General features: G+C 67.1%; 13 protein-coding genes. 8 read left to right on the top strand and 5 right to left on the bottom strand.

Translation table 11 applies throughout. The annotated features are described in order from the left end of the window. The first annotated feature begins 321 nt into the window (after window positions 1-321). The 8 genes from WS78_RS05995 to WS78_RS05960 all read left to right on the top strand — a co-directional run bounded on the left by WS78_RS05995 (window position 322) and on the right by WS78_RS05960 (window position 10,830). Window positions 322-1,485 (top strand): alkane 1-monooxygenase, encoded by a 1,164-nt coding sequence (locus WS78_RS05995; protein ID WP_059584156.1) that lies wholly within the window; start codon window positions 322-324, stop codon window positions 1,483-1,485. A 792-nt stretch (window positions 1,486-2,277) separates the two neighbouring features. Next, entirely contained in the window at window positions 2,278-4,566 is a 2,289-nt protein-coding gene (locus WS78_RS05990) for a nitric-oxide reductase large subunit (protein WP_038750692.1), read from the top strand. 75 nt (window positions 4,567-4,641) lie between these two features. Beyond that, the gene (locus tag WS78_RS05985) at window positions 4,642-4,980 is read left to right on the top strand and encodes a metal-sulfur cluster assembly factor (protein ID WP_038750694.1); all 339 of its coding nucleotides are present in this window, start codon (window positions 4,642-4,644) and stop codon (window positions 4,978-4,980) included. Between the two features lie 33 nt (window positions 4,981-5,013). Further along, entirely contained in the window at window positions 5,014-6,153 is a 1,140-nt protein-coding gene (locus WS78_RS05980; RefSeq protein ID WP_059584159.1) for a hypothetical protein, read from the top strand. A gap of 144 nt (window positions 6,154-6,297) precedes the next feature. Next, window positions 6,298-7,521 carry an NnrS family protein gene (locus WS78_RS05975; protein ID WP_059584160.1) on the top strand — a complete coding sequence of 408 codons (1,224 nt, stop codon included), beginning with the start codon at window positions 6,298-6,300 and terminating at the stop codon, window positions 7,519-7,521. 606 nt (window positions 7,522-8,127) lie between these two features. Continuing rightward, a complete protein-coding gene (locus tag WS78_RS05970; RefSeq protein WP_038750769.1) occupies window positions 8,128-9,879 on the top strand; it encodes a ribonucleoside triphosphate reductase in 1,752 nt (583 codons plus the stop codon). 2 nt (window positions 9,880-9,881) lie between these two features. Further along, entirely contained in the window at window positions 9,882-10,094 is a 213-nt protein-coding gene (gene nrdD / locus WS78_RS38045) for an anaerobic ribonucleoside-triphosphate reductase (RefSeq protein ID WP_081989811.1), read from the top strand. Between the two features lie 16 nt (window positions 10,095-10,110). Continuing rightward, window positions 10,111-10,830, top strand: coding sequence for an anaerobic ribonucleoside-triphosphate reductase activating protein (locus WS78_RS05960; RefSeq protein WP_038750704.1), 720 nt, complete (start codon window positions 10,111-10,113; stop codon window positions 10,828-10,830). Window positions 10,831-11,030: 200 nt separating this feature from the next. On the opposite strand, the gene WS78_RS05955 is transcribed toward WS78_RS05960, so the two are convergent. From WS78_RS05955 to WS78_RS05935, 5 genes are all read right to left on the bottom strand, one after another. Next, window positions 11,031-11,480 (bottom strand): putative zinc-binding protein, encoded by a 450-nt coding sequence (locus WS78_RS05955; protein ID WP_059584163.1) that lies wholly within the window; start codon window positions 11,478-11,480, stop codon window positions 11,031-11,033. 40 nt (window positions 11,481-11,520) lie between these two features. Further along, a complete protein-coding gene (gene ubiT, locus WS78_RS05950) occupies window positions 11,521-12,000 on the bottom strand; it encodes a ubiquinone anaerobic biosynthesis accessory factor UbiT (protein WP_038750709.1) in 480 nt (159 codons plus the stop codon). Between the two features lie 56 nt (window positions 12,001-12,056). Next, a complete protein-coding gene (locus tag WS78_RS05945) occupies window positions 12,057-12,944 on the bottom strand; it encodes a U32 family peptidase (RefSeq protein WP_059584165.1) in 888 nt (295 codons plus the stop codon). 40 nt (window positions 12,945-12,984) lie between these two features. After that, entirely contained in the window at window positions 12,985-14,019 is a 1,035-nt protein-coding gene (ubiU, locus tag WS78_RS05940; RefSeq protein WP_059584168.1) for a ubiquinone anaerobic biosynthesis protein UbiU, read from the bottom strand. An 88-nt stretch (window positions 14,020-14,107) separates the two neighbouring features. Further along, entirely contained in the window at window positions 14,108-15,319 is a 1,212-nt protein-coding gene (locus WS78_RS05935) for an NAD(P)H-dependent flavin oxidoreductase (RefSeq protein ID WP_059584170.1), read from the bottom strand. Window positions 15,320-15,350: the final 31 nt, after the last annotated feature.

Here is a 15,350-nt window from a genome sequence, read left to right as displayed (position 1 = left end):
AATCTCGTTCAGTATCGATCTTTCATGATCCCTGCGTCGCCCCTCAATATACGGAATTACCCTCGGTTTTATCCGTTATTTGTTCAGCAATTGCGGAATACGCGGACGTTTGAATCACGGCCCGACGCTAGCGACGCGGCGGCGCGCGCCGGCCGAGCCGTCGTTTGGAGGTCGCGCCCTAATCCGAATGTTTGGCTGAACGATAATTGAGCACGTATAAATCAGCGCAACGGGCATGAACTCGTCGGCGCGAATGGTAATCGCTTGCGCACGTATTAAATCGGAGCACAACAAAATCGGTACCCAACTTGGAGGGAGACAATGGCAATTCCGCAACCGGCTTCGGCGGCCTGGACCGACACGAAACGCTATGGGTGGCTGCTCGGCGCGCTGACGATCACGCTGCCGCTCCTCGCCGCGCTCCTCGCGCTGTCGACCGGCTGGCACATCTTCTGGTGGTTCGGGCCGCTGTTCGCGTTCGGCGTCATCCCGGTGCTCGACCTGCTGATCGGCGTCGACAGCGAGAATCCGCCCGAATCCGTCGTGTCGCAGCTCGAAAGCGATCGCTACTACCGCTACGTCGTCTATCTCGCGACCTTCATCGTCTACGTCGCCTTCGCGGGCGCGATATGGATCGTCGCGACGAAATCGCTCGCGTGGTACGACTATCTCGGCTTCGCGCTGTCGCTCGGCGCGGCGACGGGCATCTCGATCAACACCGCGCACGAGCTCGGCCACAAGACGAGCCCCTTCGAGCGCTGGCTCGCGAAGATCACGCTCGCGCCCGTTGCGTACGGCCACTTCTTCGTCGAGCACAATCGCGGCCATCACGTGCGCGTCGCGACGCCGAACGATCCGGCGAGCGCGCGCTACGGCGAATCGTTCTGGGTGTTCCTGCCGCGCACCGTGACCGGCAGCGTCGCATCCGCGTGGCGGCTCGAACGGGAGCGTCTCGCACGCGGCGGCCGCTCGGTCTGGACATGGCGCAACGAAGTGCTGCAGGCGTGGGCGATGACGGTCGCGCTGTGGGGCGCCGCGATCGCGTTCGGCGGCGCGAAGGTGATTCCGTTCCTGCTGATCCAGGCGGCCTACGGCGCGTCCCTGCTCGAGGTCGTGAACTACGTCGAGCACTACGGGCTCGGCCGCAAGCAGTTGCCGACCGGGCGCTACGAACGTTGCACGCCGCAGCATTCGTGGAACAGCAATCACGTCGTGACGAATCTGTTCCTCTATCAGTTGCAGCGCCACGCCGATCATCACGCGAATCCGACGCGCTCGTATCAGGCGCTGCGGCACTTCGACGATTCGCCGCAACTGCCCGCCGGCTACGCGGCGATGATCCTGCTCGCCTACGTGCCGCCGCTGTGGTTCAGCGTGATGAATCCGCGCGTGGTCGCGCATTACGGCGCGAACATGGCGCAATCGAACATCAAGCCGTCGATCCGGCAGAAGGTGCTCGCGGATCTCGCGATCGCGAACACATGACGATTCCGCGACGACTCGGGCCGCCGTCACGCACGGCGGCCCGTCGAGCGGTGAGCGTCGTGCGGTGAGCGTCGTGCGGTGAGCGTCGTGCGGTGAGCGTCGAGCGTCGAGCGTCGAGCGGTGAGCGGTGAGCGGTGAGTGTCGTGTGTCGTGTGTCGTGTGTCGTGTGGCGTGCGGCGTGCGGCGTGCGGCTGCAAGATGGATCACATGCGCGGCCGCGTGCCCGTCGCCCGAATCGGATATCGCTTGATTTTCGTCAAGCGGACATCACGCTGCGGCGCTTTCGTTCGCGCGCCATCGCATCGCTCCTGCGCTTTTCCCCCTTCTTCGCATAGCCGGCTGCCGCTTCTTCGCCGGCATCCGGCAACACATCTAGCCCATCGCATCGCGCCGACTATGATCGGATCGCGTCGCGCCCGTTCCGACTGAATCGCGTCTTCCGAACTGCGCGACGCGCGGCTCATCCGCGCCGCATATTGCCGGCGTCGCGCGCGCTCGCCGAGCCGTGCCCAACCCGCGCGGCGGCATCGCGCCGGGCCGCGACCAATTGACACGCCGTCTTTCCCGCCACGCCCCGCGACCCAATATCGGCGCGCCTTCGCGACCGGCCGCGCGCGTGGCGTAACGCCGTCGCGCCGCCCTGTCGCGGCATCGAGCCTTTACAAGCGCGTGGCCGTCTCATACCATCCCCTTAAACATACATTCTTTGTACATGTTTAATCGACGGCCCGTTGCGCCGCCGTCGCATTGAACGTTTTCTCCACATCCCACCCTCTTGAAAGGAGAGAGGTCATGCGCTCCACACGTCGTCTATGGACATGGCTCGGGCTCGTCTGCCTCACGTCATTCGCCGTCCTGCTATGGCTCGGCAGAGACATCTATCTCACCGCACCGCCGATTCCGAACGCGGTCGTCAGCGAAAATGGGCGCGTCATTTTCACTGGCGAGCAGATCAGGCGCGGTCAACAAGTATGGCTCGCGTCGGGCGGCCAGCAGCTCGGCACCGTCTGGGGCCACGGCAGCTATGTCGCGCCGGACTGGTCGGCGGACTGGCTGCACCGCGAGGCGCTCGAGCTGCGCGACGCATGGGCGCGCCAGCAATTCGGCGCGCCTTACGCGAAGCTGTCCGTCGAACAGCAAGGGCTGCTCGATGCACGCCTGAAGCATGAAATGCGCGCGAACCGCTACGACGCCGCGAGCGATCGCATCACGCTGTCGGACGCACGCGCGGCCGCGGTGCTGCGCGTTGCCGAGCACTACGAAGCATTGTTCGGCGCCGATCCGTCGCTCGACACGCTGCGCGAGCAATACGCGATGACATCGGGCTCGGTGCCGGGCGCAGCCGATCGCACCGCGCTCGCGTCGTTCTTCTTCTGGTCCGCGTGGTCGGCGACGACCGACCGCCCGGGCGAAACGAACGTCACGTACACGAACAACTGGCCGCACGAGCCGCTCGTCGGCAACACGCCGACGGCCGCGAACGGCATGTGGTCGATCGCGAGCGTGGTCATCCTGCTCGGCGCGATCGCCGGCATGATCTGGTATCACACCGCGCACGGCGAACACGACGCGCCGCTCGCCGTGCCGACGAACGATCCGCTCTTCAACGTGAAGGCGACGCCGTCGATGCGTGCGACGAAGAAGTATTTCTACGTCGTGATCGGCCTGCTGCTCACGCAGGTCTTCATGGGCGCGATCACCGCGCACTACGCGGTCGAAGGCCACAGCTTCTTCGGCATTCCGCTCGCGGACGTGATGCCGTGGATCGTGAGCCGCACGATCCATACGCAGTTCGGCGTGCTCTGGATCGCGACCGCTTGGCTCGCGACGGGCCTCTACATCTCGCCGTTGCTCTCGGGCCAGGAGCCGAAGCTGCAGAAGCTCGGCGTCGACGTGCTGTTCTGGGCGCTGATCTTCATCGTCGTCGGCTCGACCGTCACGGGCTGGCTCGGCACGCTCAAGCATCTCGGCACCAACTTCTCGTTCTGGATCGGCAACCAGGGGCTCGCGTACACGAGCATGGGCCGCGTCTGGCAGATCCTGCTCTTCGTCGGCCTGCTGTTCTGGCTGTTCCTGATGGGGCGCGCGCTGATGCCCGCGCTGCGGAACAAGGCGACCGAAGGCCGCGGCCTGATCGGCATGGTGTTCCTGTCCGCCGCGTGCATCGGGCTCTTCTATGCGTCGTCGCTCGCGTGGGGGCAAAACACGCACTACTCGATGATCGAGTACTGGAGATGGTGGCTCGTGCACCTGTGGGTCGAGGGCTTCTTCGAAGTGTTCGCGACCGCGGTGATCGCCCTCATCTTCGCGCGCCTCGGCCTCATCCGCTTCGAAAGCGCGAATCGCGCGATCGTGATGGAAACGATCGTGTTCCTGTTCGGCGGCATTCTCGGCACGCTGCACCATCTGTACTTCACCGGCACGACGACGTCGATCATCGCCGTGGGCGCCGTGTTCTCCGCATGCGAAGTGGTGCCGCTCGCGCTCATCGGCCTCGAAGGCTGGCAGACGTATCGCAAGTCGCAAGCCGCGCCGTGGGTCCAGTCGTACAAGTGGGCGATCCTCTGCTTCGTTGCCGTCGGCGTGTGGAACACCGTCGGCGCGGGGCTGCTCGGCTTCTCGATCAACCCGCCGATCTCGCTCTACTACGTGCAAGGCCTGAACATGACGCCCGCGCACGGCCACGCCGCGCTGTTCGGCGTGTACGGGATGCTCGGCATCGGCCTGATGCTGTTCTGCCTGCGCGGCATGTCCGCCCGCAACGCGTGGAGCGACGGCCTGCTCAAGCCCGCGTTCTGGCTGCTGAACGTCGGCCTCTTCATGATGGTGTTCATGTCGATCCTGCCGTCGGGCATCTATGAAGCGTACGCGAGCGTGACGAAGGGCCTCTGGTACGCGCGCTCGCCGGAGGTCGTGCACGCGCCGATCATGAACGCGCTCGTATGGCTGCGCGTGCCGGGCGACGTCGTGTTCGCGTTCGGCGTGCTGTATCTCGGCTGGTTCGCGCTTCGCCTGCTGCGCCGTCCCGCGCCGTCGCAGCCCGACGAGCGCACAGTCGGTCAGGCCGCGCAACGCACGTAAGCATCGCAACCTCGGGCCGGCCGCGCACGACGCGCGGCCGGCCCGCTCCCCTCCCCTCTCCGTTCGAGGACTACCATGTCCGATTCCTCAGCAACCCGAAACGAAACGCCGGACGAGCTCGCGCTGCGCGACGCGCTGCGGGCCGTCATCGATCCGGAGATCGGCGTCAACATCGTCGACCTCGGTCTCGTCTACCGGATCGAGCGTACCGGCGAGCGCATCGTCGTGACGATGACGATGACGTCGCCCGCCTGTCCGATGGCGGGCGTCGTGATCGACGACGTGCAGGCGACGCTCGGCGAGATCACGTCCGATGTGCTGGCAGTGGACGTCGATCTCGTCTGGGAGCCGCCATGGGCGCCCAAGATGATGAGCGACGCCGCCCGCGAGCAGATGGGCTGGCCGATCGCCTAGCGCGCCCGACGACTTCGACGCGATCCCGACGCGATGCCGACCGCCATGCTGCCGACCGCTTCGCCCGCCCGCCCGATCGTTCGCGCCGCTGCGGGCGCCGTCATCGTCGCGTTGCTCGCGTGCGGCGTCGCGACGGGCCTCGCGCGGCTCGGCGCGGCCGCCCCCGCGCACGCCGTGTCGAAGCTCGCGTGGCACGGCGTGCTGATGATCCCCGTGTTTTTCGGCGCGGTCATCGGCATCGAGCGCGCGGTCGCGCTCGGCACGCGCTGGGCGTATCTCGCGCCGGCGGCGGCCGTCGCGGCCGGCGTCGCATTGCTCGCGGGCGCGCCGCCTGCGTTCGCCGCCATGCTGCTGGTCGGCGCGGCGAGCGTCGCGCTCGCCGTCGGCGCCGCGGTGCTGCGACGGCAAGCCGCGCTGTTCCTGTGGGTGCTCGCCGCGAGCGTCGCATGCTGGTGGGCGGGCAACGTCGTCTGGCTGCTGACGGGCGATCCGTTTTCGGCCGTCGCCTGGTGGCTCGCGTTCCTGATCCTGACGATCGCCGCCGAGCGGCTCGAACTCACGCGCGTACGCCCGCTGCCGCGCGGCGCGAGCGCGTGCTTCTGCGGCATCGCCGCGCTGCTGCCCGCGGCCGCCGCGCTCACGCCCTGGCAGCCGCTGCCCGCACTGCGGCTGTTCGGCGCGGGCGAACTGCTGCTCGCCCTGTGGCTGATCCGCTACGACATCGCGCGCCGCACGGTGCGCCGGCGCGGCCTCACGCGCTTCATCGCCGTCTGCCTGCTATCGGGCTACGGCTGGCTCGCCGTGAGCGGCGCGCTCGGCCTGGACGGCGCGCTCGCCCCCGGCCATCCGGCGCACGACGCCGCGCTGCACGCGCTCACGCTCGGCTTCGTGTTCTCGATGATCCTCGGGCACATGCCGATCATCGTGCCGGCCGTCGCGCGGCTGCGCGTCGCGTACCGGCCGTTCTTCTATGCGCCGCTCGCGCTGCTGCACGCGGCCGTCGCACTGCGCGTCGCGGGCGGGCTCCTCGATGCGTTCGCATTGCGGCGCGCGGGCGGCGAAGCCGCCGCCGTCGCGATCGCAAGCTTCGCTGCGACACTCGCGATCGGCGTCGCGCTCGCGCGCCGCTCGCGCGCGAAGACGCGCCGCGACGGCGCCGAGCGCTCCATCTAGCCCGCCGCGCGCGCGGCGTCAACGGCCCGACGCCGCAGCCTTGCGCGCGAACAAGGCCGCGACCGTGCAATCTTGTCGCAGCGCATGCGCGCGTTTCTTCTTTATGATGCATGTAGAAAGCAACATATCGAAAAGGGGAACGTCATGCTGCTCGCCCGCTCGACCGAGCGCAACGCGCGCTCGCAGCCCGACGGCCGCCGCGCCTCGCTGTGGTCGACCGGCTTCCGGCCCTTCTACCTAGGCGGCGCATGCTTCGGCGCGATCGCGATGCTCGCGTGGCTAGGCGCGCTCGCGGGCCACGACTGGGCGGGCCACACGCCGCCGACGAGCGGCCTCTTCTGGCATGCGCACGAAATGATCTTCGGCTTCGGCGGCGCGATCGTGTCCGGCTTCCTGCTGACGTCGGTGCGCACGTGGACGTCGACGAATCCCGCGCAAGGCCCGTCGCTCGTCGCGCTGTGGCTGCTGTGGCTCGCCGGCCGCGTGCTGATGTGGACGGGGCCCGGCTGGCTCGCGGCCGCCGTCGACGTCGCGTTTCTGCCGGCGATCGCGTATGCGCTCATCCGTGCGTTGATCGGCGCGAAAAATCGGCATGGCATCTTCCTGCCCGTCGCGCTCGGCATGCTCGCCGCGCTCAACGCACTCTTTCACCTGTGGATTCGGCTCGGACACGCCGACTGGGCGCTGCGCTGCGCCGATCTCGCCGCGGGGCTGCTCGTGCTCTTCATCGTCATCATCGGCGGACGCATCATCCCGTCGATCACGACGGCCGCGCTGCCGGAACTGCCCGTCAGGCAGTGGCGGATCGTCGAATCGTCGGTGATGTCGGTCACGCTCGCCGCGCTCGTCGCCGATGCGGCCGGCGCGCCGGCGCCGGCGATCGCCGCGCTCGCGTGGACGGCCGCCGCGCTGCATGCGGCGCGGCTCGCCGGCTGGCGCTTCTGGGCGACCGGGCGACGGCCGATGCTGTCGATCCTGCATGTCGCCTATGCGTCGATCGCCGCCGGCTTCGCGCTGACGGCTTTGAGCGCGCATGGGCTCGTCGCGCATTCGCTCGCGCTGCATACGTTCACGACGGGCGCGATCGGCTGCGCGATCGTCGGGATGATCACGCGCACCGCGCTCGAGCATACCGGACGCGAGCTTGCCGCAAGCGCCGTCGAACGCATCTGCTACGGGCTCCTGATCGTCGCGACGCTCGCGCGCGTCCTCGGCCCCTGGCTCGTTCCCGCCGCGACGGCGCAGTGGCTCGTCGTCGCGGGAATCGGCTGGAGCGCCGCGCTGCTCGTCTATCTCGCCCGCTATGCCGTGTTCTTGATGTCGCCGGCCATGGCCGCGCCCGGATCGGACACGAGCTCCGGCAGCTAAGCCAAGCGTTGCCGCGCGGCGACGCGCGTCGTACGCGGTTGCTTCCGGCGAAGGCTCTCGCCGGCAGTCGTCATGCGAAGCACGCACGTTCGATCGAATAAGGACCGACGGGTTGGTCGTCGCGCCGCCGTCGCGCATGCAGCGATCCGACGTCGGCAATGATGCAGTGACGCGTTCGCCCCGCGCGCGCGAAACGCACACCATGCCCGAACATGGCGCGCCGTCGCGGACGAATCGTCACGCACGCCGGCAATGACGCGCGCGAAACACCCGCGATTCGCAGTTCGCGCTCCGCACGCATCCGGATGCGGAGCCATCGCACATCGCGCGCGCCCGATCTTCACGGCATGCTTGCGCCGCGCGCCCGCTCGTGTCCGTCGTTCACCTCAGCGCGACGCATCCCGCCACGCGCTCGCCCGTCGCGCCGGCAATCCGCGCGGCCCGACCGCCCATGTCGCACCCCTAATTCACCCCGGCTTAATCGCCGTCAAGCACACACCAAACTTCGCGGAATCGCCGTTGACCCATACAACATCTGGTATTTAGCATTCATCCCGTCACCAGATTTTGTGCCACCAACGAGAGAGGCCCACGTTGTCCGAGACCATGCTCCCCCACGCCGCGTCGAATCCGGCGTCGCGCGACAAGCCGCTGATCGACGTCGAATCGTCGATCAACGAATACCTGCAACGGCAGGACTGGCGCGTCAACGCAAACGCGAACCAGGGCTATTCGCTCGGCGGCCTGATCCTGAACGTGTCCGGCAAGGTGATCGCGAATTACTGGCTGAGCCACGTGTATCCGGGCGAGATCGGCGAAGCGCACCGCAACGCGGACCTGCACATCCACGATCTCGACATGCTGTCCGGCTATTGCGCGGGCTGGTCGCTGCGCACGCTGCTCGCCGAAGGCCTGAACGGCGTGCCCGGCAAGGTCGAGTCGGGCCCGCCGAAGCACATGTCGAGCGCGGTCGGCCAGATCGTGAATTTTCTCGGCACCTTGCAAAACGAATGGGCGGGCGCGCAGGCGTTCAGCTCGTTCGACACGTACATGGCGCCGTTCGTGCGCCGCGACGCGCTCACCTACGCCGAAGTCCGGCAGTACGTCCAGGAACTGATCTACAACCTGAACGTGCCGTCGCGCTGGGGCACGCAGACGCCGTTCACGAACCTGACGTTCGACTGGATCTGCCCGGAGGACCTGCGCGAGCAGGTGCCTGTGATCGCCGGCGAGGAGACGCCGTTCGCTTACGGCGATCTACAGGCCGAAATGGACATGATCAACCGTGCGTACATCGAAGTGATGCAGGCAGGCGATGCGGCGGGCCGCGTGTTCACGTTCCCGATTCCGACCTACAACATCACGGCCGATTTCGACTGGCACAGCCCGAACGCCGAGCGCCTGTTCGAGATGACCGCGCGCTACGGCCTGCCGTACTTCCAGAACTTCATCAATTCGGAGTTGAAGCCGAACATGATCCGCTCGATGTGCTGCCGTCTTCAGCTCGACCTGCGCGAGCTGATGAAGCGCGGCAACGGGCTCTTCGGCTCGGCCGAGCAGACGGGCTCGATCGGCGTCGTCACCGTGAATTGCGCGCGGCTCGGCCATCTGCACGCGGGCGACGAGCGCGCGCTGCTCGCGCGGCTCGACGAGCTGCTCGACTACGGCAAGGACAGCCTCGAGATCAAGCGCGAGGTGATCCAGCGTCACATGGACAACGGCCTCTTCCCGTATACGAAGCGCTATCTCGGCACGCTGCGCAATCATTTCTCGACGCTCGGCGTCAACGGCATCAACGAGATGATCCGCAATTTCACCCACGATGCGCATGACCTGACGACCGACTGGGGCCACGCGTTCGCGCTGCGCCTGCTCGATCACGTGCGCGCGCGCATCGTCGAGTACCAGGAGGAAACCGGCCACATGTACAACCTCGAGGCGACGCCCGCCGAAGGCACGACGTATCGCTTCGCGAAGGAAGACCGCCGCCGCTATCCGGACATTCTGCAGGCGGGCACGCCGCAGATGCCGTACTACACGAACTCGTCGCAACTGCCGGTCGGCTTCACCGACGATCCGTTCGAGGCGCTCGAGCGGCAGGACGACCTGCAGCGCAAATACACGGGCGGCACGGTGCTGCATTTGTACATGACCGAGCCGCTTTCGTCGGCCGACGCGTGCCGCACGCTCGTCAAGCGCGCGCTCACCCGTTTCTCGCTGCCGTATCTGACCGTCACGCCGACGTTCTCGATCTGCCCGACGCACGGCTATCTCGCCGGCAGCCACCCGTTTTGCCCGAAGTGCGACGAAGCGCTGCTGCGTCGCAAGTTGTCTCAATCCCAACCGATGGAAGCCTGAACATCATGACGACACTGAAAACCAACGACCAAGCCGCCCTCGCCGCGATCGCGCTGTCCGACGACGAGCGCCAGCCGTGCGAGATCTGGACTCGCGTGATGGGCTACCACCGCCCCATGTCGTCGTTCAACGTCGGCAAGAAAGGCGAATTCCACGAGCGCAAGTACTTCCGCGAACGCGAGTCGAGCGACGTCGCGTTGCGCGCCGCGGCGTAAGCGCACGGCCCGCGCGATGAACCTCGCCCTCGCCCGGCGTCATCCGCTCAAGGTGGGCGGGCTCGTCCCGTTCACCGCGACCGATTATCCCGGCCGGTTCGCCGCGGTCGTGTTCGTGCAGGGCTGCCCATGGCGATGCGGATATTGTCACAACCCGCATCTGCAAGCGCGCTCGCAACCCGCCGCGATCGAATGGGACGCGCTGCTCGCGTTCCTCGCGCGCCGCGTCGGCCTGATCGACGCCGTGGTGTTCAGCGGCGGCGAGCCGTCGATCGATCCGGCGCTCGCCGCGTCGATCGACGACGTGAGGCGGCTCGGCTTCAAGGTCGGCATGCACAGCGCGGGAACGCATCCGCGGCGGCTCGCGCACCTGCTGCCGTCGCTCGACTGGATCGGGCTCGACGTGAAGGCACCGTTCGACGACTACGCGCACACGACGCACGTGCGTACGAGCGGCGGCCACGCGCGGCGGAGCCTCGAAGCGGTGCTCGCAAGCGGCGTCGCGTACGAATGCCGGACGACCGCGCATCCCGACCTGCTGCCGGAGCCCGCGCTGCTGCGGCTTGCCCATGAACTCGCCGATCTCGGCGTCGAGAATTACGTGCTGCAAGTGTTTCGCGCGCAGGGATGCGGCGACAGCACGCTGAATGCCACGCCGGTCATCGGCTATCCGAGCGATGCATTGCTCGGCAGGCTCGATCGCCTGTTCGCGAATTTCGCGGTTCGACGCGGTTGAATCGGCGCGCATGCGCTCTGCGTCCATGCGATCGCGTGCGCGCGAGCGGTGAAATCAAAGATGCCCCCGAGCGCAAGATGCACTCTGCAACGACGACTCCGAGGGCGCTTTCGCCGCATGCGACGCATGCGTCGATCCCACCGCTCGAGTGCCGAGCAAGCCAGACGCCGACAAGCCGCCCGCGATTCTCCCGAACGAAATCACACCTTGTCTTGCAGTGCGGCATCTGCGCGCTCGTCGACGCGCGCGGCGCCGTCATGCGCGTGCTCGCGCCCGCATCGCGCGAGCCGCAACGCTTCGTCGCGCGCGAGCGCAAGAATGCGCTTCGCGTCGGCCGGGTCGAAGTCCTCGTGAAAGCGCTTCCTGACGCCGTGCTCGCCGAGTTGCACATGCGCGTCCGGCGCGATCCCGTGCCGCCCGAGGCTTTTTTTCGCGCACACGAGCGGGCAACCGTCGATCGCGATAATCGGCCGGCCCGAATGCGCGAGCTTCAACAGCGACGGCACGTCGCCGCCGACGCCCACGATGCACGACATCTCCGCGTCGCCGCTACGGTCGAGCCGCACCGCGACGTGATTCGCGAGTTGCGCGACGTTCGAACATCCCGAGCACGAATAGACGATCGGCAGCGTCTTCGTTTCGTTCTTCATTCCGCTCTCCTGAACGAGCGCTCCCCGGATTGCGCGCCTATCAGTCCGGCATTCCGCCGCGCTCGATCGGCCGCGAACGGAACAGCCGCGCCGGCAGCCACTGATCGAACGAGAACGCCGACAGATCGATCGCGTCGAGCGAATTCTTCACGAGCAACCCGAGCTCGGTGTCGCCTTCCATCGTCAGGCGCCGGCTGAAGAACAGCGTGTCCGGATCTTCGCGGCGTTGCGACAGCAGATAGAAATCGTATGCGGTCGCGCCGATCGTCAAGTCGACGTCGCGTCGGCCGGACAGCGCGGAAAACGCGCCGCGCCGGCAGACGAAATCGAACGCGACGCCCGCGTCCTTCACTTCGATGCGCAGCGGGCGATCCTCCAGCAGCGCGAGCGTCTCCGCGGGCAAATGCTTGCGCAGCACGAGATTGATCCCGCCCGCGAACAGCAACGCCCCCGGATACGCGGGCAGTTTCGACAGCAGCTTGCCGACCATGGGCGGCAATTGATAGATCGCGGCATTCATCACGGAATCCTCACAAACCAATCGGAAGCGGCGCGGCACAGGCCGCGCCGACGGCTTCAGCGCACGACGCGCTCGAGGCCCGGCTTGCCGTGCCAATAGCCGTTGCACGACGCTTCCGGCATCCGCTCGTGCAGCGCCGCGAGCGCGTCGCGCGCATTCGTGCGGCCGCTCAGCACGCCGTGGAACGCATCGATCACGTCGCCCATGTGCTGCGATTGCGGGCTGAGCCTCACGACGTCGACGTTCAGCGCACGCAGCGCGTCGATCTCGTCGATCAGGTTGTAGACGCGCGCGGATTGCGTCGAGATGCCGTTGAGCACGAGAAACGGCTCGCCTTCGCGCGTGTGCAGCGGCAAGCCGTCCGGATGCTCCATGCATACGTACTGGCAGTTGTCCTTCGGAAAATTGCGGTTCCGCGCGGTGAAGCAGCGCGCGGAAAACGCGAGCGGAATGCGCCCGTACGCGAACACTTCGGTTTCCAGATGCTCGGCACGCTCGGCCTGCATGCTCGCGAGGCCCGCCTCGCTCATCTCGGGCGGCATCACCCAGCGCCGCGCGCCGAGTTCCGCGAGCATCGCGAGCGTCGGCGGGTTGTAGACGTTGAGCCACGGCCCGGCGACGAACGCGCGCCGCGCGCTGCAGCGCACGGCGCCCATGTCGTTCGCCTCGACCAGATAGCGGCCGTTCTCGACGATCTCGCGCATCGCCTTCAGATCGCGGCCCGATTCGAGCAGCACCTGCGTCGACAGCACGACCTCCTTGCCCGCCTCGGCCAGCATGTCGGCAATCTCGAGCCAGTCCGCTGCGCGCAGTTCGTGGCGGCGCGAGCAAACGGTTTCGCCGAGATAGACGATGTCGACGGGCGTCTCCGACATCGCCTGATAGAACTGCATCGTCGCGACGCGCGGCCAGTAGTACTGCACCGGCCCCAAAGCAATTTTCATGATCCTCGCTCCCGCATTCAGGCGTGCGCCGTCGTGCGTGTCATTTCCACGGCCGGTGATAAGCGCCGAGCGTATGCTGCTGCCCTTCCGCGACCTTGTTCAATTCCGTCATCCATGCGGGCTTCACGTAGTAGCGCGCAAGGTTCGCCGCGCACTGATCGATCGCGTCGCGCCACACGCGCGTCACCTGCGCGACGTATGCGGGGCTGCGCTGGCGCCCCTCGATCTTGATCGCGCGTATGCCGATCTGCATCAGCTTCGGCAGCAGCTCCAGCGTATTCAGGCTCGTCGGCTCCTCGATCGCGTAGTAGCTTTCGTCCGCGACGGTGAAGCGGCCCTTGCAGAGCGTCGGATATCCGGCGTTCTCGCCGTCTTCGTAGCGATCGATCAGCACGCCGTTGAGCCGCGATTCGAGGCCGTCCGGCGTTTTCTGCCAGCGCACCGCCTTCGCCGGCGAGCACACGCCGCGCGTGTTCGGCGATTCGCCCGTCGCGTACGACGACAGCGCGCAGCGCCCCTCGACCATCACGCACAGGCTGCCGAAGCCGAACACTTCGATTTCGACCGGCGTGTTCTCGGCCACCTGCTCGACCTGCGTGAGCGACAGCACGCGCGGCAGCACCGCGCGCGCGATGCCGAAATGCTCGTGATAGAAATTGATCGCCTCGTAGTTCGTCGCAGAGCCCTGCACCGACAGGTGCAGCCGCAGCGCCGGATAGCGTTCGTGCGCGAAGCGCATGAGCCCCGGATCGGCGACGATGATCGCGTCGACGCCCGCGTCGGCCGCGCGGCCCACCGCTTCACGCCAGGCCGTCCAGCCGTCCGGCTGCGGATACGTGTTGAGCGCGACGAGCACCTTGCAACCGCGCTCGTGCGCGTAGCGAATGCCGGCGTCGATCGCCTGCGCGTCGAAGTTCAGGCCGGCGAAGTTGCGCGCGTTCGTCGCGTCGCGAAAACCGAGATACACGCAGTTCGCACCGTTGTCGACCGCGGCCTTCAGCGCGGGCAGGCTGCCCGCCGGACACACGAGTTCGATCGGCACGGCGCCTGTCGCGATGTGACTGCTTTGCGTCATGGCATGACGGCTCCATCAAGGAAACGAAAAACCGCTCGCGGCATGCCGTCGAGCGGCGAGAACGGGCGTCGCCCGAAGCGAAGCGCCTTCAGCCGAGCGCGGGCAGCGGCACGCAAGCCGGCTCAGGCGAGACGACCGCGGCGGCCGCGCGCTTCACGCCCGTCAACAGATAGTCGATCAGCTCGCGCACCGAACGGATCTCGTGGCCGAACGGCAAAATCTCGGAGCCGCGGAAGAACAGGCCGCGCTTGATGTCGCCCGCGAGCGCGAACGCGAGCCGCGTATCGATGCAGAACTGGCCGTGCTTCGCGATGCCGTCGCGCAGCCCGCATTGCTGCAGGCAATCGAAGCCGACGAGGCATTTGCGCGGCTTCGCCGCGCGCTGCAGCTTCTTTTCCCGCTCCAGATAGTTCGCGAGCCACGGCGTGCGCACCGCGCGCGCCGGCAGGCCCGCGACGCTCATGAACGTGACGATGTCGTCGGGCCTCGCTTCCAAGAGCACTTTCTTGAAGTTCGGATGCGCATCGCCCTCTTCCGTCACCGCGAACGGCGTGCCGAGCTGCACCGCGCTCGCGCCGAGCGCGAACAATTGCCGCACTTGCTCGTGGCTGTGAATGCCGCCCGCCGCGATGAGCGGAATGCGCTCGCGCTCGATGCCGAGCTCCTTGAACAGATCGAACGTACCTTCGAGCACTGCGGGAAACGCGAAATTCGGATTGTTCAGGCTGTCGGTCGTCGGCGCGCCGAGATGGCCCGCCGCGTAGCGCGGGTTCTCGATGACGACGGCGTCGGGCAGGCGATTCTTGCGCATCCACTTCTTCAGCACGAGCCCGATGCCGCGCGCGTCCGACAGGATCGGAATCAGCGCGACATCGGGAAAACCAGCGGCGAGCTCGGGCAAATCGAGCGGCAGGCCCGCGCCGACGACGACCGCATCCGCGCCGCTCTCGCACGACTGGCGCACGTAGGACGCGTATTCGGACAACGCGCGCATCACGTTGACGGCGACGAGCCCGCAGCCGTTCGCGAGCGACTTCGCCGCGCGAATCTCGCGATCGAGCGCCTCGAGATTCGCCGCATCGATGAGCGCGCGATCGCGCGAGCGGCCGGTGCGCGCCATCAGGTCCGGATGATGCCGACGCAGGTCGACGCTCGAGATCGTGCCGCACGCGCCGAGCGACGCGACGGTGCCGGCAAGCCGGTGCGCGGACACGCCGACGCCCATCCCGCCTTGCACAATCGGCAGCAGCGACCTGCCCTTGATTACGAGATTCTTGAATACGGTTTTGGCGACGGACACGGCAAATTCCTGAAAGGGGCGGCTTACGCCC

This window comes from Burkholderia savannae, from assembly GCF_001524445.2.
GTDB lineage: Bacteria > Pseudomonadota > Gammaproteobacteria > Burkholderiales > Burkholderiaceae > Burkholderia > Burkholderia savannae.
This window is presented reverse-complemented; position numbering and strand designations above follow the sequence as displayed.

Coding starts and splice junctions, on each gene's coding strand:
- WS78_RS05995 (WP_059584156.1), top strand. CDS start 322: ATGGCAATTCCGCAACCGGCTTCGGCGGCCTGGACCGACACGAAACGC.
- WS78_RS05990 (WP_038750692.1), top strand. CDS start 2,278: ATGCGCTCCACACGTCGTCTATGGACATGGCTCGGGCTCGTCTGCCTC.
- WS78_RS05985 (WP_038750694.1), top strand. CDS start 4,642: ATGTCCGATTCCTCAGCAACCCGAAACGAAACGCCGGACGAGCTCGCG.
- WS78_RS05980 (WP_059584159.1), top strand. CDS start 5,014: ATGCCGACCGCCATGCTGCCGACCGCTTCGCCCGCCCGCCCGATCGTT.
- WS78_RS05975 (WP_059584160.1), top strand. CDS start 6,298: ATGCTGCTCGCCCGCTCGACCGAGCGCAACGCGCGCTCGCAGCCCGAC.
- WS78_RS05970 (WP_038750769.1), top strand. CDS start 8,128: ATGCTCCCCCACGCCGCGTCGAATCCGGCGTCGCGCGACAAGCCGCTG.
- WS78_RS05960 (WP_038750704.1), top strand. CDS start 10,111: ATGAACCTCGCCCTCGCCCGGCGTCATCCGCTCAAGGTGGGCGGGCTC.
- WS78_RS05955 (WP_059584163.1), bottom strand. CDS start 11,480: ATGAAGAACGAAACGAAGACGCTGCCGATCGTCTATTCGTGCTCGGGA.
- ubiT (WP_038750709.1), bottom strand. CDS start 12,000: ATGAATGCCGCGATCTATCAATTGCCGCCCATGGTCGGCAAGCTGCTG.
- WS78_RS05945 (WP_059584165.1), bottom strand. CDS start 12,944: ATGAAAATTGCTTTGGGGCCGGTGCAGTACTACTGGCCGCGCGTCGCG.
- ubiU (WP_059584168.1), bottom strand. CDS start 14,019: ATGACGCAAAGCAGTCACATCGCGACAGGCGCCGTGCCGATCGAACTC.